General features: G+C 44.8%; 24 protein-coding genes and 1 other RNA gene. 18 read left to right on the forward strand and 7 right to left on the reverse strand.

Annotation, left to right across the window (positions count from 1 at the left end):
- Positions 1-8: 8 nt before the first annotated feature.
- Positions 9-107, reverse strand: a complete 99-nt coding sequence (locus MKY54_RS10995) for a hypothetical protein (RefSeq protein ID WP_036689290.1) — start codon at positions 105-107, stop codon at positions 9-11.
- 186 nt (positions 108-293) lie between these two features.
- On the opposite strand from MKY54_RS10995, the gene MKY54_RS11000 reads away from it, so the two are divergent.
- The 3 genes from MKY54_RS11000 to MKY54_RS11010 all read left to right on the forward strand — a co-directional run bounded on the left by MKY54_RS11000 (position 294) and on the right by MKY54_RS11010 (position 1,975).
- A complete protein-coding gene (locus MKY54_RS11000) occupies positions 294-1,130 on the forward strand; it encodes a DUF624 domain-containing protein (protein WP_076125120.1) in 837 nt (278 codons plus the stop codon).
- Positions 1,131-1,234: 104 nt separating this feature from the next.
- Positions 1,235-1,426: non-coding RNA, 6S RNA (gene ssrS, locus MKY54_RS11005), on the forward strand.
- 159 nt (positions 1,427-1,585) lie between these two features.
- Positions 1,586-1,975, forward strand: coding sequence for a DUF1499 domain-containing protein (locus tag MKY54_RS11010; RefSeq protein WP_036689295.1), 390 nt, complete (start codon positions 1,586-1,588; stop codon positions 1,973-1,975).
- A 189-nt stretch (positions 1,976-2,164) separates the two neighbouring features.
- Here the strand turns inward: MKY54_RS11010 and tpx are convergent, their stop codons facing one another.
- Entirely contained in the window at positions 2,165-2,683 is a 519-nt protein-coding gene (tpx, locus tag MKY54_RS11015) for a thiol peroxidase (RefSeq protein WP_076125122.1), read from the reverse strand.
- 117 nt (positions 2,684-2,800) lie between these two features.
- On the opposite strand from tpx, the gene MKY54_RS11020 reads away from it, so the two are divergent.
- Positions 2,801-3,436 (forward strand): rhomboid family intramembrane serine protease, encoded by a 636-nt coding sequence (locus MKY54_RS11020; RefSeq protein ID WP_076125160.1) that lies wholly within the window; start codon positions 2,801-2,803, stop codon positions 3,434-3,436.
- Between the two features lie 4 nt (positions 3,437-3,440).
- On the forward strand, positions 3,441-4,355 hold the full coding sequence (locus MKY54_RS11025; protein ID WP_076125124.1) for a LysR family transcriptional regulator: 915 nt from the start codon (positions 3,441-3,443) through the stop codon (positions 4,353-4,355).
- A gap of 36 nt (positions 4,356-4,391) precedes the next feature.
- Here MKY54_RS11025 and MKY54_RS11030 read toward each other — a convergent pair whose 3' ends face one another.
- Together MKY54_RS11030 and MKY54_RS11035 are read right to left on the reverse strand one after the other, a co-directional pair.
- Positions 4,392-5,063 carry a zinc metallopeptidase gene (locus tag MKY54_RS11030; RefSeq protein WP_076125126.1) on the reverse strand — a complete coding sequence of 224 codons (672 nt, stop codon included), beginning with the start codon at positions 5,061-5,063 and terminating at the stop codon, positions 4,392-4,394.
- 35 nt (positions 5,064-5,098) lie between these two features.
- Positions 5,099-5,530, reverse strand: a complete 432-nt coding sequence (locus MKY54_RS11035; protein WP_036689305.1) for a MerR family transcriptional regulator — start codon at positions 5,528-5,530, stop codon at positions 5,099-5,101.
- A 548-nt stretch (positions 5,531-6,078) separates the two neighbouring features.
- Here MKY54_RS11035 and MKY54_RS11040 point away from each other — a divergent pair.
- From MKY54_RS11040 to MKY54_RS11050, 3 genes are read left to right on the forward strand one after another with little or no spacing between them, the layout of a single operon-like run.
- Positions 6,079-7,473, forward strand: a complete 1,395-nt coding sequence (locus MKY54_RS11040; RefSeq protein ID WP_036689307.1) for an ammonium transporter — start codon at positions 6,079-6,081, stop codon at positions 7,471-7,473.
- 39 nt (positions 7,474-7,512) lie between these two features.
- Positions 7,513-8,586 (forward strand): DUF294 nucleotidyltransferase-like domain-containing protein, encoded by a 1,074-nt coding sequence (locus MKY54_RS11045; RefSeq protein ID WP_339191168.1) that lies wholly within the window; start codon positions 7,513-7,515, stop codon positions 8,584-8,586.
- A complete protein-coding gene (locus MKY54_RS11050) occupies positions 8,583-9,332 on the forward strand; it encodes an exonuclease domain-containing protein (RefSeq protein WP_038569828.1) in 750 nt (249 codons plus the stop codon). Before MKY54_RS11045 ends, MKY54_RS11050 begins: the two co-directional genes overlap by 4 nt.
- On the opposite strand, the gene MKY54_RS11055 is transcribed toward MKY54_RS11050, so the two are convergent.
- Positions 9,314-9,793: a M67 family metallopeptidase gene (locus MKY54_RS11055; protein WP_339190458.1), complete on the reverse strand. Its 480-nt coding sequence runs from the start codon at positions 9,791-9,793 to the stop codon at positions 9,314-9,316. The two genes, MKY54_RS11050 and MKY54_RS11055, sit on opposite strands and share 19 nt — an antisense overlap.
- Positions 9,794-9,953: 160 nt before the next feature.
- Here MKY54_RS11055 and MKY54_RS11060 point away from each other — a divergent pair, with 160 nt between their 5' ends.
- Complete coding sequence (locus tag MKY54_RS11060) at positions 9,954-10,517, forward strand: TlpA disulfide reductase family protein (protein ID WP_076220683.1); 564 nt, start codon at positions 9,954-9,956, stop codon at positions 10,515-10,517.
- A 589-nt stretch (positions 10,518-11,106) separates the two neighbouring features.
- Here the strand turns inward: MKY54_RS11060 and cimA are convergent.
- Positions 11,107-12,726 (reverse strand): citramalate synthase, encoded by a 1,620-nt coding sequence (gene cimA, locus MKY54_RS11065; RefSeq protein ID WP_339190461.1) that lies wholly within the window; start codon positions 12,724-12,726, stop codon positions 11,107-11,109.
- Between the two features lie 156 nt (positions 12,727-12,882).
- Here cimA and MKY54_RS11070 point away from each other — a divergent pair, with 156 nt between their 5' ends.
- The 3 genes from MKY54_RS11070 to MKY54_RS11080 all read left to right on the forward strand — a co-directional run bounded on the left by MKY54_RS11070 (position 12,883) and on the right by MKY54_RS11080 (position 16,147).
- On the forward strand, positions 12,883-14,175 hold the full coding sequence (locus MKY54_RS11070) for a DNA polymerase IV (protein WP_339191171.1): 1,293 nt from the start codon (positions 12,883-12,885) through the stop codon (positions 14,173-14,175).
- A 161-nt stretch (positions 14,176-14,336) separates the two neighbouring features.
- On the forward strand, positions 14,337-14,579 hold the full coding sequence (locus MKY54_RS11075) for a ferredoxin (protein WP_036689316.1): 243 nt from the start codon (positions 14,337-14,339) through the stop codon (positions 14,577-14,579).
- Positions 14,580-14,713: 134 nt separating this feature from the next.
- A complete protein-coding gene (locus MKY54_RS11080) occupies positions 14,714-16,147 on the forward strand; it encodes a L,D-transpeptidase (RefSeq protein WP_076130114.1) in 1,434 nt (477 codons plus the stop codon).
- Here MKY54_RS11080 and MKY54_RS11085 read toward each other — a convergent pair.
- Positions 16,144-16,281 carry a hypothetical protein gene (locus tag MKY54_RS11085; protein WP_167348489.1) on the reverse strand — a complete coding sequence of 46 codons (138 nt, stop codon included), beginning with the start codon at positions 16,279-16,281 and terminating at the stop codon, positions 16,144-16,146. The genes MKY54_RS11080 and MKY54_RS11085 overlap by 4 nt on opposite strands.
- Before the next feature lie 209 nt (positions 16,282-16,490).
- Here MKY54_RS11085 and MKY54_RS11090 point away from each other — a divergent pair, with 209 nt between their 5' ends.
- The 6 genes from MKY54_RS11090 to MKY54_RS11115 all read left to right on the forward strand — a co-directional run bounded on the left by MKY54_RS11090 (position 16,491) and on the right by MKY54_RS11115 (position 22,325).
- Complete coding sequence (locus MKY54_RS11090; RefSeq protein ID WP_339190462.1) at positions 16,491-17,585, forward strand: quinone-dependent dihydroorotate dehydrogenase; 1,095 nt, start codon at positions 16,491-16,493, stop codon at positions 17,583-17,585.
- Between the two features lie 34 nt (positions 17,586-17,619).
- Entirely contained in the window at positions 17,620-18,432 is an 813-nt protein-coding gene (locus MKY54_RS11095; RefSeq protein ID WP_036689325.1) for a GTP pyrophosphokinase family protein, read from the forward strand.
- Positions 18,422-18,874, forward strand: coding sequence for a DUF309 domain-containing protein (locus tag MKY54_RS11100; RefSeq protein WP_076130116.1), 453 nt, complete (start codon positions 18,422-18,424; stop codon positions 18,872-18,874). The genes MKY54_RS11095 and MKY54_RS11100 overlap by 11 nt, the downstream gene beginning before the upstream one ends.
- Positions 18,875-18,975: 101 nt before the next feature.
- Positions 18,976-20,496 (forward strand): RsmB/NOP family class I SAM-dependent RNA methyltransferase, encoded by a 1,521-nt coding sequence (locus MKY54_RS11105; protein ID WP_339172979.1) that lies wholly within the window; start codon positions 18,976-18,978, stop codon positions 20,494-20,496.
- A gap of 2 nt (positions 20,497-20,498) precedes the next feature.
- On the forward strand, positions 20,499-21,263 hold the full coding sequence (locus MKY54_RS11110; RefSeq protein ID WP_076130118.1) for a pseudouridine synthase: 765 nt from the start codon (positions 20,499-20,501) through the stop codon (positions 21,261-21,263).
- Between the two features lie 261 nt (positions 21,264-21,524).
- A complete protein-coding gene (locus MKY54_RS11115; protein WP_036689337.1) occupies positions 21,525-22,325 on the forward strand; it encodes a Cof-type HAD-IIB family hydrolase in 801 nt (266 codons plus the stop codon).
- The last annotated feature ends 23 nt before the right edge of the window (positions 22,326-22,348 follow it).

Here is a 22,348-nt window from a genome sequence, read left to right on the forward strand (position 1 = left end):
GTGAGATATTAGTATCCGAATGTACGAGTGATGATAACGAGCAAGATAAACAATACGAGGATCGTGCCTGTAGAAGTCCAACCGCCGAAGCCAACAGGTGTAGACATGAGATAACCTCCTTTAGAATGTGGGGATTTTGGTATTTCTTATGGTTACAATCCTAATATATGGACTATAAAGGCTTTACGTATAGACGATAGTCTATAATTCAGAAAGTTGGGCTATGGAAATGAGGAGGTCAAATGAGGTATAGTTAAGATATGTAGTATGTAAGAGACAGAGGAGGAAGGGAATTGGAGTTTAAAGGAGCAATGGGCGGCTTATACCGCGTCACAGAATGGATTTCACGTATCGCAGGAAGTAATATCTTATGGGCACTATGTTCCGCCCCGTTTTTGTTTTTTGGTGTTTTAAAGATGATTATGTTAGGGACAGGCGCAGGTGGAGCGAACGAGCAAATTACATTGAACTGGGCAATGGGGATTCTAGCGCCCTTTACGGTGTTTCCAGCTTCAGCCGCTTTATTTACTGTAGTACGTAAGTGGGTAATGGGGAATACGGATGTAGGAACTTTTCGTACATTTTTTCAGGGGTATAAAGAGAACTATGTAAAAAGTATGCTCGGAGGAGTTATCTATACATTGATGTTCGTTGTTATGTACGTTGATGTAACAGTTTACATGACACAAATGCCTAACTTCAGAATTGTTGGTATTTTGATGTTGGTGCTGATGATACTTTTGTCGGTATCCATGTTTAACTTCTTTTCCATTGTGGTTCATTACCAAATGGGCTTCAAGCAAGTGATGACCAATTCTATATTGCTGACTATAGCACGCCCAATTCGTGTGTTCTCTACATTGATTGCAGCCGCGGTTCTTGTTTATATCGGTCTTAGATATCCGGCTCTGTATTTCATTTGTATTCCAACGTTGATTGCAATGGCGGCCTTCTTTAACTTCTACGCTACTTATAATAAGTTACAGCTGCAAGTAGAAAAGAAGAAACTGAAAGAGCAGGAAGAAGCAGAAGCAGCAGCATTGAACAATCGGGCGGATGAATATGACGACGATGACGATGATGATGACTACGAGGATGAAATTGATGAAAAGGACACCAAACGCATTTAACAAAATGCTGGATTAAGCGTTGGATATTTCCAGGTAATTAATTCCTGTGTAAAAATAAAGCGCATACAGGTTTACTTTTTCGTTAAAACGCAATATAATAATAACAAATCCTGCGATGTACGTTACGGTTACTCGTTGTTTTGAACCAATGATAATGTCTTGGGAGATCTACACGAAGCGCAGCTGAACCGCCCTGTCTATATGACTTGGGGAATTCAAAAACGTTTTCTGCGATCACCCACCTGCTCTAGCAGGTTCAGAAGACACTGTAGCCGGACGGCATAAGCGGGTTTTCTCTTGTTTAAGCCAAGGCGCCCTGTTTCCCGTGAATAATGGGAGCGGGCGCTTTTTTGTATGTCTGGAATAAAGGGAAAGTGAGTTATACCCTTTTGTTCCTGAGACAAGAGTGTTACACTTAGAATAATGAACTTGGGATTTGTAGAGGGGGAAGAATTTTGTCGTTAAAAAGAACCTTGGTTGGCTTATTCCGCAGTCATGATGGAACAAGCGACCGCGCCAAAGATCCGACATTAAAAACGCGTTATTACAATCTAACTAAAGACAAAGCATGGGAAGAAGTTTCATCAACTTTAAAGAAAGTTCCTGGATTTAAGGTGCTTCACGAAGTGGAGTCTGTAGGTGAGATTACTCTTGAGAAAAGAACGGCATTTGGCCGTACGCTGGACATTACGGTATCGGTGCTAAATACGACGCCTGTTCGTTGTGGTGTAGACATGTATTCTGCATCTAGAGGTTCACTTGGTGATCTCGGGGCGAATTACCGTGTGATTCAACGCTTGTATGCATCTTTGGACAAAAAATTAGGAAAATACAAAGCAGACTGATTTTTAGAGGCCCGTCAAACCCTTCTTGCTTAGGGGTAGTATGAATGCGTTTACGTAAACGGTGAGCTGCTCAGTGTGTTATCGATAAATCTTTCTATTACAAAAAAAGCGGGAGAAGGATGGACCTTCTGCCGCTTTTTTAACAGAGATAATTAAGTATTGTTGGAATAACCGCTACTGATTAAAGAATTAGAGCAGCTTCTTCACAGCAGCAATAGCATCTTCATAGTTAGGGTGCTCGGTCATTTCACTCAAATATTCAACATATACGATCTTGTCGTTCTTATCCAGAACAAAGATGGAGCGCATATCTAAGCGGAATTCTTTAATCAGCACACCATAGGCTTGTCCAAATGAGGTTGCTTTGTGGTCGGATAGAGTAATTACTCGATCGATGCCGGCAGCACCGCACCAGCGAGCTTGGGCAAACGGCAGGTCCGTGCTTACCGTGAGAATTACCACATCGTCACCAAGCTCTGCGGCTTCACTGTTGAACCGGCGGGTCTGTGCGTCACATACCCCGGTATCAAGAGAAGGGACAACACTGATTAGCTTGATTTTACCGGCATAATCACTTAGAGACACGTCTTCTAGAAGATTCTTGCTCAGAACAAAATCGGGTGCAGGATCACCAGCTGTTAGCTTAGGTCCTACGAGAGTGATGGGGTTGCCTTTAAAAGTAGCTACGCCTGTTTTTTCTTGCGTCATATCCTTGTTTTCCTCCTCGAATTATAATATTGGATTCTTACTGCCACAATAAATTATAATCTTAATAGCAGGAAGATGTCCAACCGGACAAGATATATATGTAAAGGGATGGGTGTTATGATATTTATTCGATACGAAAATTGGAAAAGTTATGTCCGGTATTATCCGGTAACCTGTCTGCTCATATTGGCCAATGTGATCATGTTTATCCTGACGGTAATTAACGGAGGATCAACTAATATTCAAACGCTTATTGATTTTGGTGCTATAGTTGATGTGAGTCCGTACAAAGAGGAACTGTGGCGCTATCTGGCCGCTATTTTTTTACATAATGGGTTTTCCCATCTGTTCTTTAATTGCTTCGCTCTCCTGGTGTTTGCACCGCCTCTGGAGCGATTGCTGGGCTGGTGGCGTTATGCGCTGCTCTATGTGGCGGGTGGTTTTCTGGCAAATCTGCTTACAATTGCGATTAGTGCCCGCTCAGTTGTAGAGGTTGGTACGGTTTCGGTTGGCGCTTCTGGAGCAATCTACGCCATTTATGGTGCATTTTTATACATTGCCGTTATTCAACGGGCGATGATGGATGAGGGCTCGCGTAAGACTTTATACGGATTGCTAATGATCGGGATCATTATGTCGTTTGCTACACCGAATGTGAATTGGGTTGCACATCTCGGAGGTTTGGTTTCTGGCTTTTTCGTATATGGGCTAATTATTCGTATATTCAAAAAAAGCCTAAGACAGGGGCGATGATGGAGTGGAGCTAAGACAGCTGCAATATTTTTTAAAGGTAGCTCAAAAAGAACACGTAACAAGAGCGGCAGAAGAGCTTCATGTAGCGCAGTCTGCGGTAAGCCGTCAGATTCATCAGCTGGAGCAAGAGCTTGGGGTTGATCTATTCATGCAAAAAGGGCGCAATCTGCAGCTTACCCCTGTTGGGCAGCTCTTTTGCAAGAAGGTTGAGAGTATCCTTAAGGAGTTGGAGCATTCAGTAAATGAGGTGCATGAATTTCTGGATCCCGAGCGTGGTGAGATTCGGATTGGATTCCCGCATAGCCTTGGCACACATCTAATCCCGACTATCGTTGCAGATTTTCGTAAGTATTATCCTCATGTCAAATTTCGTTTTAAACAAGGATCTTACCCTTCTTTGATAAAAGACGTATTGTCTGGAGAAGTGGATTTAACTTTCATTTCGCCTTTTCCGGAGAATGATGAGCATGTTTCGGGGGATATTGTAATGACTGAAGAGTTGTTTGCGATTCTTCCTCAGAATCACCGGCTGGCAGGAGAATCTGAAATTCGGTTGGAACAGCTGCAAAAAGAGAAGTTTGTTCTATTCAGCCAAGGCTATTCGTTGAGACCTATCGTTTGGCAAGCTTGCTTGCAGGCGGGATTCCAACCGCAGATTGCTTTTGAAGGCGGAGAGACCGATACCATTCGTGGTTTGGTGGCCGCAGGGATGGGTGTAAGCCTGCTTCCGGAGATGGCGTTCTATCAGACGAATCCTCTCCAACCAGCCCAGGTGAAGGTTGTGGAGCCTGCGGTGACGAGAACGGTTGGCTTGATCTACCGTACAGATAGTAAATTACCGCTGGTGGCACGTTCCTTTCGGACTTTTTTAATCTCCTACTTTAAAGCTAGGCAAAATAATACCCCGGTCGGCTCTTAGCCTTCCGGGGTTTTTGTTGTTTAGAGGTATGCGATATTAGTCGCGGTTGCCTAAAAAGACGGTGATCAAGCGAAGCAATTCAAGCAAGGATACTAGAGCGGCAGCAACATAAGTTAATGCAGCGGCGTTGAGAACCTTTGCTACTCCGCGTTCTTCTTCGTTGCGGATGAAACCTTGTTCTACCATGACCTGACGAGCCCGGTTACTGGCGTTGAATTCTACAGGCAGCGTTACGAGCTGGAATGCAACAGCTGCTGAGAAGAAAATGATACCCAAGCCTATAAGATTAAAGTAACCGAAGATGAAACCTGCCATCAGCATGAAAGGCGCGATGCCTGATGCGAAATTAACTACCGGGAACATCCGGTGACGAAGTGTCAACATAGGATAACTTACTTTATGCTGAATCGCGTGGCCTACTTCGTGACAAGCGACAGAAATTGCAGAGATGGAACTTTCATAATACACAGGCTCTGATAAGCGTACAACTCTGTGGATGGGGTCATAATGGTCTGAGAGTGTGCCTCTTACAGGTTCAATCGGAACATCGTGTAAGCCATTAGCATCGAGCATACGTCTCGCGGCTTCATATCCAGTCAGGCCGTTCGAATTAGCTACCTTTGACCACTTGCTGAAGGTTCCTTTGACTCTAAACTGTGCCCACAATGAGAAAAGAAAAGCAATAATTACTAATAGGTACATAAACATAGATGCATTCCTCCACTGTATTGTAAATATGGTATTTACATTGGCGGTCCTTGCGTAAGCAATAGCCGGATCGCTTCCATGCAGGCTAATCCCTGAGGGAGCAGATTTGAAAGTACGCGACTGGCCTGTCCTGGCTTCAAACCACTAATAAGAGGTTCAAGGGCTTTTACTTCCCGTTCTAGCCGCTGCATTTGCTGCTCTAACTCAACTAATTTATCAGAGACGTCAGTTTCTGGTGTTGCCTCGTTCCATTTGCCTAGCATAGATTTGATTTCTTCCAATGAATACTTGTCATGCTTTAATTGAGTAATACGTTCTAAAGCAGCCAAGGTTTCATGGCTGTATAGCCGATAATTTTTGGTGCTTCTAGATTCCGGGGAGATTAATCCCAGTTTCGTGTAATAATCAATAGTTCGTTCACTAATGTGAGCAGCCTTAGCTAATTCTCCAATTCGATACAAAATCATATCCCCATTTAATCTCGCCTCACTAATTGAATACGACTGCCCATAAGTGGCGGTCATCTCCTAAATTGATGGTTTCTTATGCTATCTGTAATGATAACAAACTGGAAACCATACAGTCAAACGTCATACTTTCATAAAGTATATGCAGTAAAGAAGGGTTAATTCATGAACGGTGATCTGTAGTTTCTATACAATACACTCAAACTTAAAGGGATATCAAATTTGAAGAATGATTGGGGTTGAAAACTATAAGTTACCCCAATACATAACATTAAATGTTATGTATATTGTGATTTTGGTAAAAGATGCGTTCAAGTATTAGGTAATATATATGAGGTTGTGCGCGTAGTTATTTTAATGAAAATGCAGCTAGAATCAGGTCTTTAGGACCTCTAGTCCATTAGTACTGTGAAAATTTCGTGTGCTCAAATAAAATAAAATAAAAACATTCCCAAAATAGTCTTGTCAATTTACCTGACTTCTGATTATAATGACATTAAGAGTTTCACGCTTTGTTAGAAAATATAACATTGGGGAGTGGGGTAAAAATGAAAAAGAAATGGTTGATGATGTTACTGGCCATGATTACACTGATGATTTATCCGGTAAGTGCTTTTGCAGCGGACGGTCCGACGAACGTAGACTTACAAGTCGGATTGGACACAGCGTTTACCTTCCTAGCATTCATTTTAGTATTCTTTATGCAAGCAGGGTTTGCAATGCTCGAAGCGGGTTCGGTTCGGATGAAGAATGCAGGGCACGTAGCAGGTAAGACAGTACTTACCCTGGCTATCGCAAGTCTTTGCTTCTGGGCTATCGGCTTTGGACTTGGTTTCGGTAACGGCAATGGCTTCTTCGGTACTACAGGCTTCTTGTACGGAGGAGATTCAACCGCAGCTTCTTTTGAATCACTTGCATTTTCTGATGTTACTTTAAATGTTAAATTCTTATTCCAAATGGCCTTTGCAGCAGTTTCCTTGGCTATCGTATCTGGTGGTATGGCAGAACGTGCGAAGCTAAGTGTGTATATCATTTTCGGAATTTTGTTCTCCGTCGTAATTTATCCAGTTGTAGCTCACTGGGTATGGGGCGGTGGCTGGTTGGCTGAGCTGGGTATGCAAGATTATGCAGGTTCCACGGTTGTCCATCTTACAGGTGCAACGGCAGCAGTCGTAGCAACCATATTGCTTAAGCCTCGGCTTGGTAAGTTTAATAAAGAAGGTAAACCCGTGATCATTCCAGGTCATAACCAAGTATTTACTGTACTCGGTGTTATTATCCTCTGGTTTGGTTGGTTCGGATTCAATCCAGGTAGTGCTTTGTCCCCAATGGGCGGTTTCTTCGGTCACGTAGCCCTAACAACGAACATCGCAGCAGCAGCAGGTGGTTTGGCAGCATTGATTGCTTCTTGGTTGTACTTTGGTAAGTCTGATATTCCAGCAATGCTGAATGGTGTTCTGGCTGCATTGGTTGCAATCACAGGAGCGTGTGCTTTCGTTGATCCATGGGCAGCAATCATTATTGGTTTTGTAGCCGGTGCTTTTACATTCATGACTTCCCAATGGCTGGAACGTGCAGGGCTTGATGATCCAATCTATGCTTTCTCGGTGCATGGTATTGCGGGGATGTGGGGTGCAGTTTCAACGGGTCTGTTCGCTGTACCTGAGCTTATCACTAAAGGCGGCTTGGTAGGTGAAGCTGGGTTGTTCTACGGTGGTGGTTTCCATCAACTAGGCGTTCAAGTGCTTGGTGTGGTTGGAACATTTGTTTTCGTAGCCGTTCTTTCTTTCATCATCTTGTATGTAATGAAGGTAACTATCGGACTTCGTGTTACAGAAGAAGAAGAATTGATGGGCCTGGATATCAGTGAACATGGTACTTACGGATACCCTGAGCAAATGAAATTGATCGCAGATTCGGAATCCAAAACCCTTAAACAATAACATTTCAACTCGGACAGGGAGGCGGACCGTGTGGCATCGATGGAGTTAACAGATGAGTATAATGAAGAAAGCTTTAGGACCATCGTATTGGCCGGTTCGTCAGAGGAGCTTAGGGAGAGGCGTGTTGCCTGTCAAAAAGTACTTCTCGAACAGTTGAATGTTATTCCTATAGAGGAATGGATGTTCCGTGTGAATACTATGCATGATCTTATTGCCCAAACCGCAGTACTCATATGTGAGGCGCAGATGAAAGAGGCGGGCTATGGCCCGCCTCCCTGTGCTTATTCCTTTATTGTGTTTGGCAGCAGTGGGAGGCAGGAGGCAACGCTTTGGAGCGATCAGGATAATGGCCTGATAGTCGAAGGAGAGCCTGATGGGGAAAAAAATCGCTATTTCGAATTTTTCGGAACTTTGTTATCCGATATGCTTGAAGAAGTAGGATATGAGAAATGTGCGGGGAAGGTAATGTGCTCCCAAGTCATGTGGCGTAAGACATTATCTGAATGGATAGAGCAGCTTGATAGCTGGAGAACTCAGTTGGAATGGGAGCCGATCCGGTATCTTATTATCTCTTCGGATATGCGTCATGTGGCAGGAAGCGTGAAGTTATCAGCGAAGTGGCAAGAAGCTTTCTATGAAGGCTTTGCGGAAAATGAGCAGCTGTCTAATGCTGTTCTTCGCAATACAGTACGCCACAAAGCGACTTTGAATTTACTGGGACAGGTGTTAACAGAACGGTTTGGTGATTATGCAGGCGGATTTGATGTTAAGTATGGGGTCTATATTCCGTTAGTGAACATTGTTAGACGGTTGTCATTACTACATGGCATTAGAGCTGGCTCGACATTAAAGCGGATTGAAGCGCTTGATAGGCTTGGGAAATATCAACATTTAGAGGATATTCGCAGAGCTTTCTTATTAGCAATGCGGTTGCGAGTGAACACGCCATATAGTGTTCAGGATGGATTGTTAATCAGCAGTGATTATGTAGCTGAGAGTGAATTGAAGAATAAGCAGCTGCTGTCTGAGCTGCGTGAAAGCCTGCTGCTTGTCAGACGCCTTCATCGGGCGCTGCAGCGTCAGCTCCGCTCAGCGGAAAGGTGGCGGTCATGAGGGAGCCGAACAAAAGCGGAGGATTCTGGAGTAATCTAAGACAAGGTGGAATGCCCTCGGCAATTGCTTCGATGAGAGGTGGGGAAACTGCGCAACAGACTGCGCAGCAAATGGCCTTTATTCGATCTTTGATGCGAGAGAAGCGGCGGCCTGAGGTGCTGCATACCCCATTGTCTGAATTAGAGACAGTGATCTTTGATCTAGAGACTACAGGCTTTTCCCATCAGCATGGGGATGAGATTATGTCTTTCGGAGCCGTCAAGGTTGTTGGAGAGCAGATCAAAGAAGAGGAATGCTTTTATACACTGGTGAACTGTCAGACGGCTATTCCGGAGGATATTACGAGGCTGACTGGGATTACGGAAGAAATGACACAATCCGCTCCCTCCTTAATGGATGGCCTTCATAATTTTATGTCCTTTGTAGGTCAAAATGTGCTGGTGGCACATGCAAGCTCACATGATAAGGCTTTTCTTAATGCTGCTTTATGGAAAACCTCTAAAGTTCAGCTAACACACCGTGTGCTGGACACGATGATGTTAGCGCGATGGCTTGAGCCACAGCGAAGTAATTATTCGCTGGATGAGCTGCTATATGTGCATGAAATTCCGATTCATGGCCGTCATCATGCCTTGGAAGACGCAAAGATGACAGCACAGCTGTGGGTGATCTACCTGCGGGAAATTTCGGAGCGCGGCCAAGTGGATACCTTGGGTGATCTTTATGCTTATTTAAGTAGAACGTGAAGCGGGGCTTGAGATAAACCGCGGAACAAATTTCCGCCGCGGTTATCAGGCAAACGCTCAATATAAAATCCGTTCAGAATGGGATTGCCGCTATCTTTGGTGTTGGGAGAACCTATAAGATAAAGCGCAAACTCAGGTCCTAGTGCTGTTAATCCTTTATAATCGGCAACTGAAGGGATAGGTGCTGAATGTGGGTGGGAATGAAATAGGCCGATGATTGTCGGTTCGTTGTAAAGAACATCAATCCACTCTTCAGGGTGGGGAGTAAAGGTGTGCAGCGGGTCTGGCGCTACGTTGCGCAAGGGTACGTAAGTATCTATGAGCATGCCACCCGCTGCGGCAGCACCCAGCAGGACTCCGCATGCTTCATGCGGATAACAGGACAGCAGGTGCTTCCCCAGTGCTTGCTGTACGGAATATTTCAGTCTAATAGGCTGGACATTTCCCTGGAATGCTGCCATTTGTTCACCCCTCTCTCTTCATTAGGGTTTCGTCGCAGACGAAACCCTCTTTTTTATTATAAAAGTATATATTATTGTGTAAAAAATGGATGGTTTGAAATTTAACCTATTGAGGGTACAATAGTAGAAAACTATTCCAATCGTAAAGGAACAGATGACTATGAAAGCAAGTAATAAATTAAATATAACAGTATTACTCATAGTTGTATGTGTTGCTGTGTTTGCGGTGTGGCATAATCGTGAGCCAAAAGCAGAAGCTGTGCTTGCGCAACAAAATGAGCTGCCGATGAAGAGCGGACCTAAGGCTGGACTGCGTGCACCTTCGTTTTCACTTCAGGGAACAGATGGGACTACCTATGTTGTTGATGGCCCCAGAGATAAAGCGGTAATCCTTAATTTCTGGGCTTCATGGTGTGATCCCTGCCAGCAGGAAGCTCCTGAACTTAATACCATGGCCACTAAGTATAAGGATGTTCTAGATATCTACGGTATTAATGTGAGCAGTCAGGATTATAAACCCAATGCTGAACGTTTTATCAAGAAATACGGTCTTGTGTTTCCGGTTATGTTTGATGTAAAAGATGAGGTGTACAGCAAATATAATGGAGCTGTTTTTCCCACCAATGTGCTCATTGATAAGAATGGAGTGATCTCTGAGATTATTCTAGGTATTCTTAGCCCTGAAGAGTTGGAGGAGAAAATAATCAAGCTTACCGAATCATGAAGCAGGCTGTCCCATGTGGAGACAGATCTGCTTTTTTCTCCAAACAGCAAAAGTCTACAGATCAGCGATTCTTCTTTTTGGAGGATCGCTGATCTGCGTTTTTGGTCAGCCACGATTTGCTTTAGTTGACTCCAAGCATTAATTTCACTATACAGTGGAACAGAAATAGCTGGAACCCCGAAGGAAGCCTCATTGTACAATTGGGGAGTTTTTCCCTATTATTTCGAGATCTCGGGTCATTCAACGAATAATTAGGGAAAATATCCCTCTGATCTAGCTGTTTTGGTGGAAAATAATGAAATCACCCTGATTTTTAGGGAGGAATTCCCTGGTTCTGTTCATTTATAGCGAATATCGGCTATTTTCAGGGAGTTTTTCCCTAATTACTCTACCGCACCCGCACCCTGCACTCGCCCCCGCGCATCCCGCACCGCACACTGCCCATTGCTCACCGCCCACCACCCAAAGTCTATGGGCTAAAGCAATAGTCCGATACACAGCCTATTTAATAAAAAGAAGCTGCCCTAAAAGTAGAATTCTACTTATGGGAAGCTTCTTTTTTGTCTTACAAAATTCTATAAGTGATCAATTAATGATTGACCAGGCCTCTAGGTTCACTGCTGGTCGTCTTCTCATTCTCCAAAGAGAGCTCATTGAGAAGCGCGTAGCGCATACTGTCAACAAGTGCCTCCCAGCTGGCTTCAATTACGTTACTGGAGACACCAACCGTACTCCAGGTGTCTGTGAAGTTCTTGGATTCAATCAATACCCTTACCTTCGCTGCAGTCTGATCCTGTTCATCTATTACACGGACTTTATAGTCGGATAGATGCATTTCCTTTAATTGTGGGAAATAGGTCTGTAATGCTTTACGAAGCGCGTTATCGAGTGCGTTGACTGGACCGTTACCTTCAGCAGCGGTATAAAGATTCTCACTGCCAACTTTCAGCTTCACGAACGCTTCAGATACTACTGGGTGTTCTGCGGTTTTCTCAACTAACATCTTGAAGGATTCAAAGGTAAAGGTTTCATTCATCTCGCCAGTAGCTTCCCGAAGGAGTAGCTCCAGTGAGGCATCGGCACCTTCAAACTGATAGCCTTGATGTTCCATCGTTTTGATTTTCTCGATCACTCGGCGAGCCTGCTCGCTGCTTGGATCCAGATTTAAACCCATATCCTGCGCTTTGGAGAGTACATTGCTCTGTCCAGCAAGTTCGGAGACCAGCACCCGCTGCTTGTTCCCGACAAGCTCAGGAGAGATATGCTCATAGGTCCGTGAATCACGCATGATGGCGGAGACATGGATTCCACCTTTGTGTGCGAAAGCTGCATTTCCGACATAAGGCTGATTTACGGGCAGATTAACATTGGCAACTTCACTAATGTAGCGGGCAGTGTTGGTAAGCTGTGACAATGAATCGCCTGGAATACAGTGATAACCCATTTTGATCTGTAGTGTAGGAATAATAGAACATAGGTTGGCGTTGCCACACCGTTCACCGTAACCATTAATGGTACCTTGTACTTGCCGTGCTCCAGCTCCGATGGCGCTAAGTGCATTGGCAACCGCTAGCTCACAGTCATTGTGAGTGTGAATTCCGAGATTGGCTCCGGGCAATTGTTGATTTAGAGCGGTAACAATCTCATGAATTTCGTAAGGTAAGGTCCCACCGTTGGTATCGCACATTACAAGCCAATCTGCTCCGGCTTCCCGGGCTTTGGACAGAACAGCTGCTGCATATTCAGGATTATTCTTGTATCCGTCGAAGAAATGCTCGGCATCAAAAATCACTTCAAGGCCTTGGCGTTTCAAGTAGGATATGGAGTCGCCGATCATGGCGAGATTCTCCTCAAGCGTAGTCTGTAATGCAGTGTGTACATGAAAATCCCAAGATTTTCCGACGAGTGTAGCAGCAGGAACCCCTGCGTCAATCATACGTTTTAAATTGTCATCGTTTTCGGCCAAGGAATTCTTCCGCCGAGTGCTGCCGAACGCTGTAATTTTGGCGTTCAGATGAAGCTCCTTGACTCTTTTGAAAAATTCAATGTCTTTATTGTTGCTTCCCGGGATGCCACCTTCAATATAGTGCACACCCAGATCATCGAGTTTCTTGGCAATCTTCAGCTTGTCGTCAGCCGACAGACTGATGCCTTCACCTTGGGTGCCGTCGCGTAATGTAGTATCGAAGATGGAGATGGACTTAGACATGAGAGTCCTCCTTATAGGGAAATGAATTTATATATTATAGCATTTTTACGCGGGAATGTAACAAAGAACTTTACAGCCTCTTAAGTTGACCTAACCGCAGCGGAGAGTTATTCTAAATTGGACAATAGAAAACCTGAGGATAAGAAGGTAGATATTGTGCAGAATGTTGATCAGTATTATCCAACGAGTGGCAGGGTTATCCTGCATGTTGATATGAATGCTTTTTACTGCTCTGTGCATGAGGCAGAGGACCCTGACCAATATAGAGGCAAAGCTACTGCGGTTGCGGGTAGTGTTGAATTGCGGAAAGGGATCATAGTGACTTGTTCCTACGTCGCCCGCAGAATGGGGATTTCGACGGGAATGCAGGTTCAGAAGGCGCTTCGTATTTGTCCATCGCTTATCGTTATTAAACCGGACTTCCATTTATACCGCAAATATTCTAATGCTTTTATGCAGATTGCATATAGCTATACTCCGTTACTGGAAGCAGTGTCCATCGATGAATGTTACCTTGATATAACTGGCTCCAGACAATTCGGTACACCCATGGAAATAGCGGAGACGATTCAGCGCCGTATAATGGAAGAATTGGGCTTGCCATGCTCAGTGGGGATCGCTCCCAATAAGCTGCTTGCGAAGATGGCTTCCGATTTAAAAAAGCCAAACGGTATTTCAGTGCTGCGGCTGCGGGATGTGCCTAAGATTTTATGGGACAAGCCTTGTAACGAAATGTTCGGCATTGGTGGAAAAACAGCAGAAAAGCTCCGCAAACTGGGCATTTACAGTATTGGTCAATTAGCAGCGGCTGATGAAAATATGCTGGTTGAGAATTTCGGAGTTATGGGCTCATGGCTAAAGCGTGCTGGCAACGGTATTGATCATGGGATCGTTAATCCTGAGCGGGAGCAGAGTAAGTCGATTGGACACACCACAACATTGCCGCGGGATGTCATAGGTCTTGCTGAGGTACGACCGATTTTGTTGAATTTAAGTGATCAGGTAGCCCGGCGCTTGCGTAAGCAAGGACTTGTTGCTTCAGGGGTGCAGCTGACCATTCGGACACCCGATATGAAGACCATAACCCGTTCGCGTCAGCTAGAGGCTCCTTCGGAGAGTGGGGAGGATATCTACAAGTCCGTCTGCGATCTATATGTTCGTCATTGGAATGGGGCGAAGCCTGTGCGGCTGCTGGGTGTGACCCTGCAGGGCTTGATTGCTAAAGAGGATTCTGCCATTCAGCTTGATTTGTTCGATTACGAACGTCAGCCTAAGAAAGAGTCTCTTAACAAGACTATGGACATGCTACGTAATAAATTCGGTGAAAATGCAGTGTTGACCGCCGGGATGTTAAGCGATTCTCACTCTGCAAGGCTCCGCAATCATAAAGAACGTGGCACTTCGTTGCAAAAGGATAATCTTCTATCTGTCGAGTCTGATAAAGAGTAACAAGATCATTCTACGACATGTCAAAATAGATGCCGTAGAATGCGTCAGAAATGCAAACGTATTGAAAATCGATTGAAATTGTATTCTTTTTATATTAATATGAGAAAATATAAGACGCTGGTACAACAGCGCTGTATTGTTCAACGGGAGGCAGAGATAAAATGGCTAAGTACACTTGGGTCGAAAAAGACACTTGTATCGCTTGCGGTGCATGTGGCGCAACGGCTCCTGATATTTTTGATTACGATGACGAAGGTTTGGCAGAAGTTATTTATGAAAATGACGGAAACCACGGCATCACAGCGATTCCGGATGATTTGTTTGATGATCTCCAGGATTCTTGTGATGGATGCCCAACCGACTCTATTAAAATTGCGGATGAGCCTTTTAACAAAGAGGGCTAATTAGCCGGGATTTTGTAACTTCTAGCACAACATAAAGACATCTCTCGCGAACTTTTGTTCAGCTAGGGATGTCTTTTTTGCGATGTCTGACCGATATTAATGTAGGAAGGAATTATAAAATTTCGGAGGTTCCGATGAAAAATTCTCAGCACCTCAAAGCATATGTACAGATGCATCCAGACAATAAGATGGCATGGTACTTGCTGGGTAAGGAATACTATAAGAACGGTCAACAGGGGAAAGCTAACTATTGCTTCAATCAGGCTGGAGAAGTATATGAAGCTTTCGAGCATAGTAAGGTGCCTGCGGAAACGCTACGGGAATATGAGGAAGGGCTGCTTCAGGCAAGCCGCCAGCGGGACCGAAGGCAGCAAAGATTCCGCTACATTATGCTTGGGCTGATGCTTCTATTACTGGTTATGGTGCCATCGGCTGTGGCTCCGGGTCTAGATATTGCGGAAGATCAGGAAATGGTCCAAGACACGGTTGCTTCTGAAGTCAAAGATCCGCTTGACCAAAAAGATGTTAAGAAGGAACCCGTTCTAGAGGCACGAAAAATGATGTATACAGCGCAAGAGAGTGGAGCTTCGGCTTCGTCAGGGAAGCTGATGGCAACTATGCTAATGCGCGAGGAACCGTTTCAAGCTGCTATTTTGGGCATGGAGCGGGAAGGGAAGTGGCTGCTGTGGAAAGAGAAGCTTCCGCTTAATTCCACACTGCAGAAGAATGGGAACGGACGGTTGGTATACCAATCCTATGATCCAGCGGCATGTGCATGCGAACCGCCAGAGCAAGGGGAACTTGCGGTGGATGCAGCTAAGTGGCAGGGGGATCAAGAGGAGCTAGCTACATTATGGAGTGCAATGAGGTCTTATCAGAATCATAAAGGCAAGCTTCCGGCTTCTCTGGCGGAATTGACCAGACCTTTTCCGGAAAATTGGATTGGCGGGACGACACCAGTTATGAAACGTGAGTTCAAATCTCTTAAGGAAATAGCAACTGCTAAGGCACTGGGTACACCGGAAGTTGCGGGTGAGCCTCCAAGCTCAACTGCTGAGGCGGGAATGGGCATACCGACGGCGTTAAGCGAGAGTGGAAGTAGTGGAAAGGGCGTTCCTTTTTTTGACCAGCCGCTTAGAGTGATTGTGGATAAACAAAAACACCGCTTGGCAGTAGTCAGCGGCTCTGTTATTCTACGAAATTATGAGGTAGGGCTTGGGGGAGACAAGACTCCGGAAGGCAATTTCATCATTACAGATAAAGTGGTCAATCCAAACGGTCATGATAATGGGGAGTTCGGAAGCCGCGGACTACAACTTTCAGATAGTAATTATGCTATTCATGGCACCAATGAGCCAGAAAGTGTCGGCAAGGATGAATCCCTTGGCTGTATTCGGATGAGTCGAGAAGATGTGGAAGAACTATTCGCTATGATTCCAAAAGGAACAAAAGTGGTGATTAGTAAAGGGGTTCTGCCTGACAAGCAGCTGCTGCCGGCGAAACGCTTCAACCCTGCTGCTCCATATGATCAGACCAACCCCCACAAAGTATACCACTGGCTGAATTAGTTCCCGGCAACTATAAACAGAACGATGATGAGAAGAATTAGTAAAGTTAAACTTACGCCGATCCACATTAGCGCTTTACGATTAACTTCTTCTTTCTTTTGCTGCAAAGTTGGTGGTTTACGTTTAGTTGACATCCAGCATACCTTCTTTCTCTCTTAATCGCTGATTACCCCTATATTGTAATGCGTTTACAAGAAAATTACTATACTTTGGGTTAAGCTCTCTGCACACTTACAGGGTAAAATGCTTTTCTTTTGTTCAAGAAAAGGCTAAAATTAAGAAGAAACCTACAGAATCGGGTAGACACGTGGATTAGTGAAGTACCCCTTAAGGAGCGAGAACGGTGTTGTATCGTAATTTTGGTAAACCAATTTTCTTTAAGCTGGACCCTGAGAAGGCTCACCATCTCGTCATAGGTGGATTGGATAAATCATCGTCAGTTCCAGGGGGAAGCGCGGCATTGCGTTTAATGTATGGCGTTCCTGAAACGGCAGATTTAGCAGTTGATCTGTTTGGCATACATTTTCCGACTCCAGTTGGACTGGCAGCAGGCTTGGATAAGAATGCCGAGGCTGTTTCTGGATTCTCTTCGATCGGATTCGGATTTATGGAAGTGGGGACGGTTACCCCTAAGGGTCAACCGGGAAATGATAGCCCGCGTTTGTTCCGTCTTCCCTCTGATGAAGCTCTGATCAATCGTATGGGCTTCAATAACGAAGGGGCTGACGCTATGGCAGAGCGTCTAAAAAAATTAAAAAATCGCAGAGTTCCAATAGCAGTAAATATTGGACGGAATAAAATAACTAGTAATGAAGCGGCTCATGAAGATTATCGTCAGTGTATCCGTACGCTTTATCCGTACGGTGATTTTTTTGTGATCAATATCAGCTCACCAAATACACCGGGGCTGCGCAGTCTCCAGCATGGCAGCGAATTAGCGTTCCTGCTAGCACAAGTAAAGGAAGAAATGGAGATTCAGCGTAAAGCCACAGGCATGAATAAGAGCTTGTTGGTTAAGATTGCTCCAGATGTAAGTGATTCTGAATTGGAGTATATGGTTCAATCACTGACAGAAGCTGGTATGGATGGTATTATTGCTACGAATACTACATTGAACCGGGATGGACTTAGTCATGAAAAGGCTAATGAGACAGGTGGATTAAGCGGTAAGCCACTTCGTGACCGGTCAACGGAAATCATTCGTAGGATTTATCGCCAGACTGAAGGGAAGATGCCGATCATAGGTTCAGGGGGCATATTCACCAGTCAGGATGCGTATGACAAGATAAGAGCAGGCGCAAGTCTGGTCGAAATTTATACAGCACTCATCTACGAAGGACCGGAGGTTAACCGCAGGCTGCATGCCGGATTACGGCAGCTCTTACGGCGGGACGGATTCAGTCATATCTCTGAAGCAGTGGGTGCTGATCATCACTGATTGAAGGAGTCGAAAGGACAGGAGGACGAAGGCGATGGACGGCAGGGACTGGGGAACTTTTTTGCTTCCATATGAACAGACTGTGGAAGAATTGAAAGTTAAATTCAAAACAATGCGTTCGGAGTTGAAGAAAAGAGAGGAATACACGCCGATTGAATTCGTAACTGGTCGTGTAAAGCGGCTGTCAAGCATTTTGGAGAAGGCTAAGCGCCTGAATGTGAAGATGGAGGATCTGGAGACAGGCATTGAAGATATAGCCGGGATCCGGATTATGTGCCAGTTCGTGGAGGATATCCGCAGAGTGGCCGAATATATCCGGGCTCGTAAGGATCTTGAAGTCCTGTATGAGAAGGATTACATCACCAATTATAAAGAGAGCGGGTATCGCAGCTTTCATATGATTATTAAATATCCTGTGCAGACAGCTCTGGGACAAAAAATAGTGCTCGCAGAGATCCAAATTCGTACACTAGCTATGAATTTCTGGGCAACCATAGAGCACTCTCTGAATTATAAATATCGGGAAAGCTTACCGGATGAAATGCGAGTGCGCCTGAAAACCGCAGCTGAAGCAGCCTCCATCTTGGACAGCGAAATGTCCAGTATTCGTGATGAAATCCTGGAAGCACAAAAGACCTTCGAGGAAAACTCGAATATGACGACTCAAATTCTCAAATCTATTCATCAATTGTATTTCTATCATTTGGTGAATGAGGCTATAGATACTCAGGCTCGATTTAACGAAATATGGCAGGCTCAGGACATGGAAGCGATGAAGGAGCTTCTGGATCATGTACGGGGACTTCTCTCCGCAGCTAAAAAGGATAGTTTGCCGGATGGCTTATGATCCGTTGTACTTGGCGTATCTAGTGTACTTTAATCGTGACCGGGATTATTTCGAATGTCACGAGGTGCTCGAAGAGCTATGGCTTGCCAAGCAACGCGACCCATTGTACAAAGCACTTCTCCAAGTAGCTGTTGGGTTGTACCATTGCCGCAATAATAATATGCGTGGTGCAACGATTATGCTAAGCGGGGCTGCTGCCAAGCTGGAAGAATATTCAGCAGTGACACTCGGCATTAATTTGGCTAAGCTAGTGGTGGAAGTGAAGGATTATGTTCGCCGCATGGAGTCGTGTGAGCAGCAGCCATTTTCTTATTATGATCTGACTATAGAAATCATTGATCAAGGTCTAGCGGATGAAGTGAACTCTGCGGCTGAGGTGATCACACCGAATAATCCTCAACGACGAGGTCCTCAAAGACCGACCTCTTCTCATCGTAAATAATGATCCTCTATAAATGAGTATTGCCAAAGGGACACCCGTAAGGGTGTTCCTTGAATCTTTAAACACCTAAATTTTAGCAGTACTATCAGGAGGACGGCATCATGGCGGCACAACTGCCCAGTTCTTTCAGCGAGCGTATGATGGACTTGCTGGGAACGGATTATAATCAATTTGCGGATTCGTACAAGGAGACCCCTAACGGAGGCGTTCGTGTTAATACCTTGAAAATTTCAGTGGAGAAATTGCAAGCTCTTTCCACTTTAGAGCTGGAACCCATTCCGTGGTGTCCAACCGGATTCTATACAGAGGATGGGGCCAGACCAGGTAAACATCCACATTATCACGCGGGATTGTATTACATTCAAGAGCCAAGCGCTATGGCACCTGTGGAACTGCTTGATGTACAGCCAGGAGATCGTGTCCTTGATTTATGCGCTGCACCTGGGGGCAAATCCACACAGATTTCTGCCAAGCTCTCAGGAGAAGGCTTGTTGGTTACCAATGATCTTCATCCAGAACGCACGAAAGCCTTAGCCAAAAATCTAGAGCTATATGGGGTGCGCAACGGTATCGTACTAAACGAAAGTCCAGATCATATTGCAGCGGCATTCCCGCTTTATTTTGACAAAATCTTGATTGATGCTCCTTGCTCAGGTGAAGGGATGTTCCGTAAAGATGAAGACATGGTGAAGCAGTGGGATTCAGGTACACCTGCCAAATATGCTGCCATGCAGCGGGATATTTTACGTTCTGCTGCAATAGCGTTGGCACCGGGAGGCACACTTGTCTATTCAACCTGTACATTTGCTACAGAAGAAAATGAAGAAATTATAGCGGAGTTTATTTCTGAACATCCACAGTTTTCGGTGATTACAGTTGGAGGCACTGGCTCATTTGCTCCTGGTTTTGGAGAACTATCAGGGACAGCAAGACTATGGCCGCATAAAGTAAAAGGTGAAGGACATTTCATGGCTGTGCTGCAGCATGTGGGGCCAAAGGTATCTGCAGAGGAACGTGATCAAGCCGAAGTTAAGTTGAGTGCAGTTACACGGAATACGAATAAAAAAGGCACTGCTCATATTAAATCCGCAAACAAACCAGAAGCCAGACGAGGGAAAGAAGGTAAGTTCTCTAATAAATCTGCTGCTGGCGCTGAACGTGGCCGTCAAGGTTCAGGAGAAGAGCAAGCCTTGGCTGCATATGGAGATTTTATAAAAGACCAGCTTGGCTGGGAGCCAAAAGGGTATCCGATTTTCTTCGGTGATCATCTGTACATCTCCCCACTACCTAAGGAAAGATTAAATGGATTAAAGGCGATTCGTCCAGGATGGTATGTAGGACATGTCCGTAACGGCAGATTTATCCCAGGACATCCAATGGCTACCGCGTTACACCCTGAAGAGAGCTGCCGAAGTGTCTCACTTTCCAGTACGAGTAATGAGGCTATTTCCTATCTTAAAGGAGAGACATTGTTGATTAGTCAAGAACGTCTCTCTATTAAAATAGGAACTACCCAAAAAGGATACGTACTGGTCTGCATAGATGGTTATAGTGCAGGCTGGGGGAAGTGGCAGGACGGTGTGCTCAAGAATGAATATCCCGCAGGCTGGAGGTGGATGTAAGAATGAGCCTATCAGGGAAAACTGCAAAAAAGCAGCGTTTAGATAAAGTATTGTCCCATATGGGGGTAGGATCACGCAGCGATATTCGTAAACAAGCCAAGCAAGGTTTAATTACCGTGAATGGTGCAGTCGTCAAGGATAGTGGATTTCATGTAGACCCTTATCACGATAAAATTGTGGTTGGCGGCGAGCTTGTTACCTATCGTGAATTTATTTATCTTATGATGAATAAGCCACCGGGAGTTCTGTCGGCAACAGAGGACAAGCGGGATCGGACCGTTCTGGATCTTTTAAAGCAGGAATATGTACAGTTTGAACCTTTTCCTGTAGGAAGGTTAGATAAGGACACAGTAGGGCTGCTTCTGCTCACCAATGATGGAAAGCTTGCTCACGAGCTACTATCGCCACGCAAGCATGTCCCTAAGACGTATGAAGCAACAGTTGAGGGAGACGTAGATGCAGACGATGTAGCGGCTTTTGCGGCAGGTGTCGAGCTGGAAGATGGATATGTTACTTTACCTGCACAGCTAACTATATTGGGAAGAGAACGCGGCAGTAAAGTAATCTCACATATTTCGCTGATCATCACAGAAGGAAAGTTTCACCAGGTGAAGCGAATGTTCCAAGCTGTCGGCAAAAAAGTCACTTTTCTGAAACGAGTATCTATGGGAGAATTGAAGCTGGATGAAAGCCTGCCACTGGGAGCTAGTCGTGAAATTACGCTAGAGGAACTGGCACTCTTAAGTACAGAAGCATCAGAACAATAATATAGAGAAAAAATGGTATATAAATTGAATTTGGAAACTTGGGATAAGGGAATGGAGTGGCGGAGGGGAAATTTGGAACTGTAAGAGCGATAGCGGCCGCCTTTGTTTCCGGATTTCAACCACTAGTAAACGGTATAAATCAAGAAATCTGGAAACAACAGCGGCTGGAAGTCCAAATATTCACCGCAGTTGCGACTGAAACTTAACTCAAATAGCCAGGTTCAATATATATAGAAAAAGAAAGACAAGGATGGTGGGAGTATGAGATACAAACTGATTGCACTAGATGTAGATGGTACACTGTTGAATGATGATCACCACTTGAGCACTGAGAATAAAGAAGCCATTGCTGAGGTTACGCGTCTTGGCGGGCAGATCGTGTTATGTACCGGCCGCAGTCCGCAGAACTCGATTCCTTTTATGGAGGAAATGGGGCTGTCTGGTTATGTGCTGGGTCATAATGGAGCTGCTACGGTTCGTGTGAAAGATCGGGAAGTGCTGCATCAATACGGTATGGATGCTCGTGGTCTTGACCCTTATATTGATTATTGTAGAAAGCATGATATTCATTATGATGTGAATACGGCTTTTGATATGTATGTAGATAATGTAGAAAACCTGACCAAAGAAGCCAATTATATGTATGAACACTTCCGTATCGTGCCGGCTACACTGCCAGCATGGGAAGATTTCCGTGAACCGGTTGTTAAGTTTACTGTATTTACACAACCAGAAATCCTTGACGAAGCTGAACGTGAATGGCGTACTTGGACCCATGAGTACAATATTTTGCGCAGTGGTGAATTTTTCGTTGACTTGATGCATCCGGAAGCCTCCAAGGGCAACGCCTTAAAGAATCTGGCTGTGAAGCTGGGAATTCCGCAAGAGGAAGTTCTTTCGATCGGTAATTATTTTAATGATATTTCTATGCTTACATACGCGGGTATGGGCGTTGCGATGGATAATTCTCCGGTTGAGGTCAAAGCGGCAGCGAATGCTGTCACGGGGTCTAACAACGAGCATGGTGTGCGAGATGCGCTGGTCAAATATTGTTTATCTTAAGCATAAAGCGGACTTGAGTCCGT

This window comes from Paenibacillus sp. FSL P2-0121, assembly GCF_037975345.1.
GTDB lineage: Bacteria > Bacillota > Bacilli > Paenibacillales > Paenibacillaceae > Paenibacillus_AQ > Paenibacillus_AQ odorifer.

Bases quoted from the DNA above. Each gene is read 5' to 3' on its own strand.
- MKY54_RS10995 (WP_036689290.1), bottom strand. From the start codon at position 107: ATGTCTACACCTGTTGGCTTCGGCGGTTGGACTTCTACAGGCACGATC.
- MKY54_RS11020 (WP_076125160.1), top strand. From the start codon at position 2,801: ATGATATTTATTCGATACGAAAATTGGAAAAGTTATGTCCGGTATTAT.
- MKY54_RS11110 (WP_076130118.1), top strand. From the start codon at position 20,499: ATGAGCCTATCAGGGAAAACTGCAAAAAAGCAGCGTTTAGATAAAGTA.
- MKY54_RS11040 (WP_036689307.1), top strand. From the start codon at position 6,079: ATGAAAAAGAAATGGTTGATGATGTTACTGGCCATGATTACACTGATG.
- MKY54_RS11095 (WP_036689325.1), top strand. From the start codon at position 17,620: ATGGACGGCAGGGACTGGGGAACTTTTTTGCTTCCATATGAACAGACT.
- MKY54_RS11030 (WP_076125126.1), bottom strand. From the start codon at position 5,063: ATGTTTATGTACCTATTAGTAATTATTGCTTTTCTTTTCTCATTGTGG.
- MKY54_RS11105 (WP_339172979.1), top strand. From the start codon at position 18,976: ATGGCGGCACAACTGCCCAGTTCTTTCAGCGAGCGTATGATGGACTTG.
- MKY54_RS11100 (WP_076130116.1), top strand. From the start codon at position 18,422: ATGGCTTATGATCCGTTGTACTTGGCGTATCTAGTGTACTTTAATCGT.
- MKY54_RS11045 (WP_339191168.1), top strand. From the start codon at position 7,513: ATGGAGTTAACAGATGAGTATAATGAAGAAAGCTTTAGGACCATCGTA.
- MKY54_RS11050 (WP_038569828.1), top strand. From the start codon at position 8,583: ATGAGGGAGCCGAACAAAAGCGGAGGATTCTGGAGTAATCTAAGACAA.
- MKY54_RS11085 (WP_167348489.1), bottom strand. From the start codon at position 16,281: ATGTCAACTAAACGTAAACCACCAACTTTGCAGCAAAAGAAAGAAGAA.
- MKY54_RS11055 (WP_339190458.1), bottom strand. From the start codon at position 9,793: ATGGCAGCATTCCAGGGAAATGTCCAGCCTATTAGACTGAAATATTCC.
- MKY54_RS11115 (WP_036689337.1), top strand. From the start codon at position 21,525: ATGAGATACAAACTGATTGCACTAGATGTAGATGGTACACTGTTGAAT.
- MKY54_RS11035 (WP_036689305.1), bottom strand. From the start codon at position 5,530: ATGATTTTGTATCGAATTGGAGAATTAGCTAAGGCTGCTCACATTAGT.
- tpx (WP_076125122.1), bottom strand. From the start codon at position 2,683: ATGACGCAAGAAAAAACAGGCGTAGCTACTTTTAAAGGCAACCCCATC.
- cimA (WP_339190461.1), bottom strand. From the start codon at position 12,726: ATGTCTAAGTCCATCTCCATCTTCGATACTACATTACGCGACGGCACC.
- MKY54_RS11075 (WP_036689316.1), top strand. From the start codon at position 14,337: ATGGCTAAGTACACTTGGGTCGAAAAAGACACTTGTATCGCTTGCGGT.
- MKY54_RS11080 (WP_076130114.1), top strand. From the start codon at position 14,714: ATGAAAAATTCTCAGCACCTCAAAGCATATGTACAGATGCATCCAGAC.
- MKY54_RS11060 (WP_076220683.1), top strand. From the start codon at position 9,954: ATGAAAGCAAGTAATAAATTAAATATAACAGTATTACTCATAGTTGTA.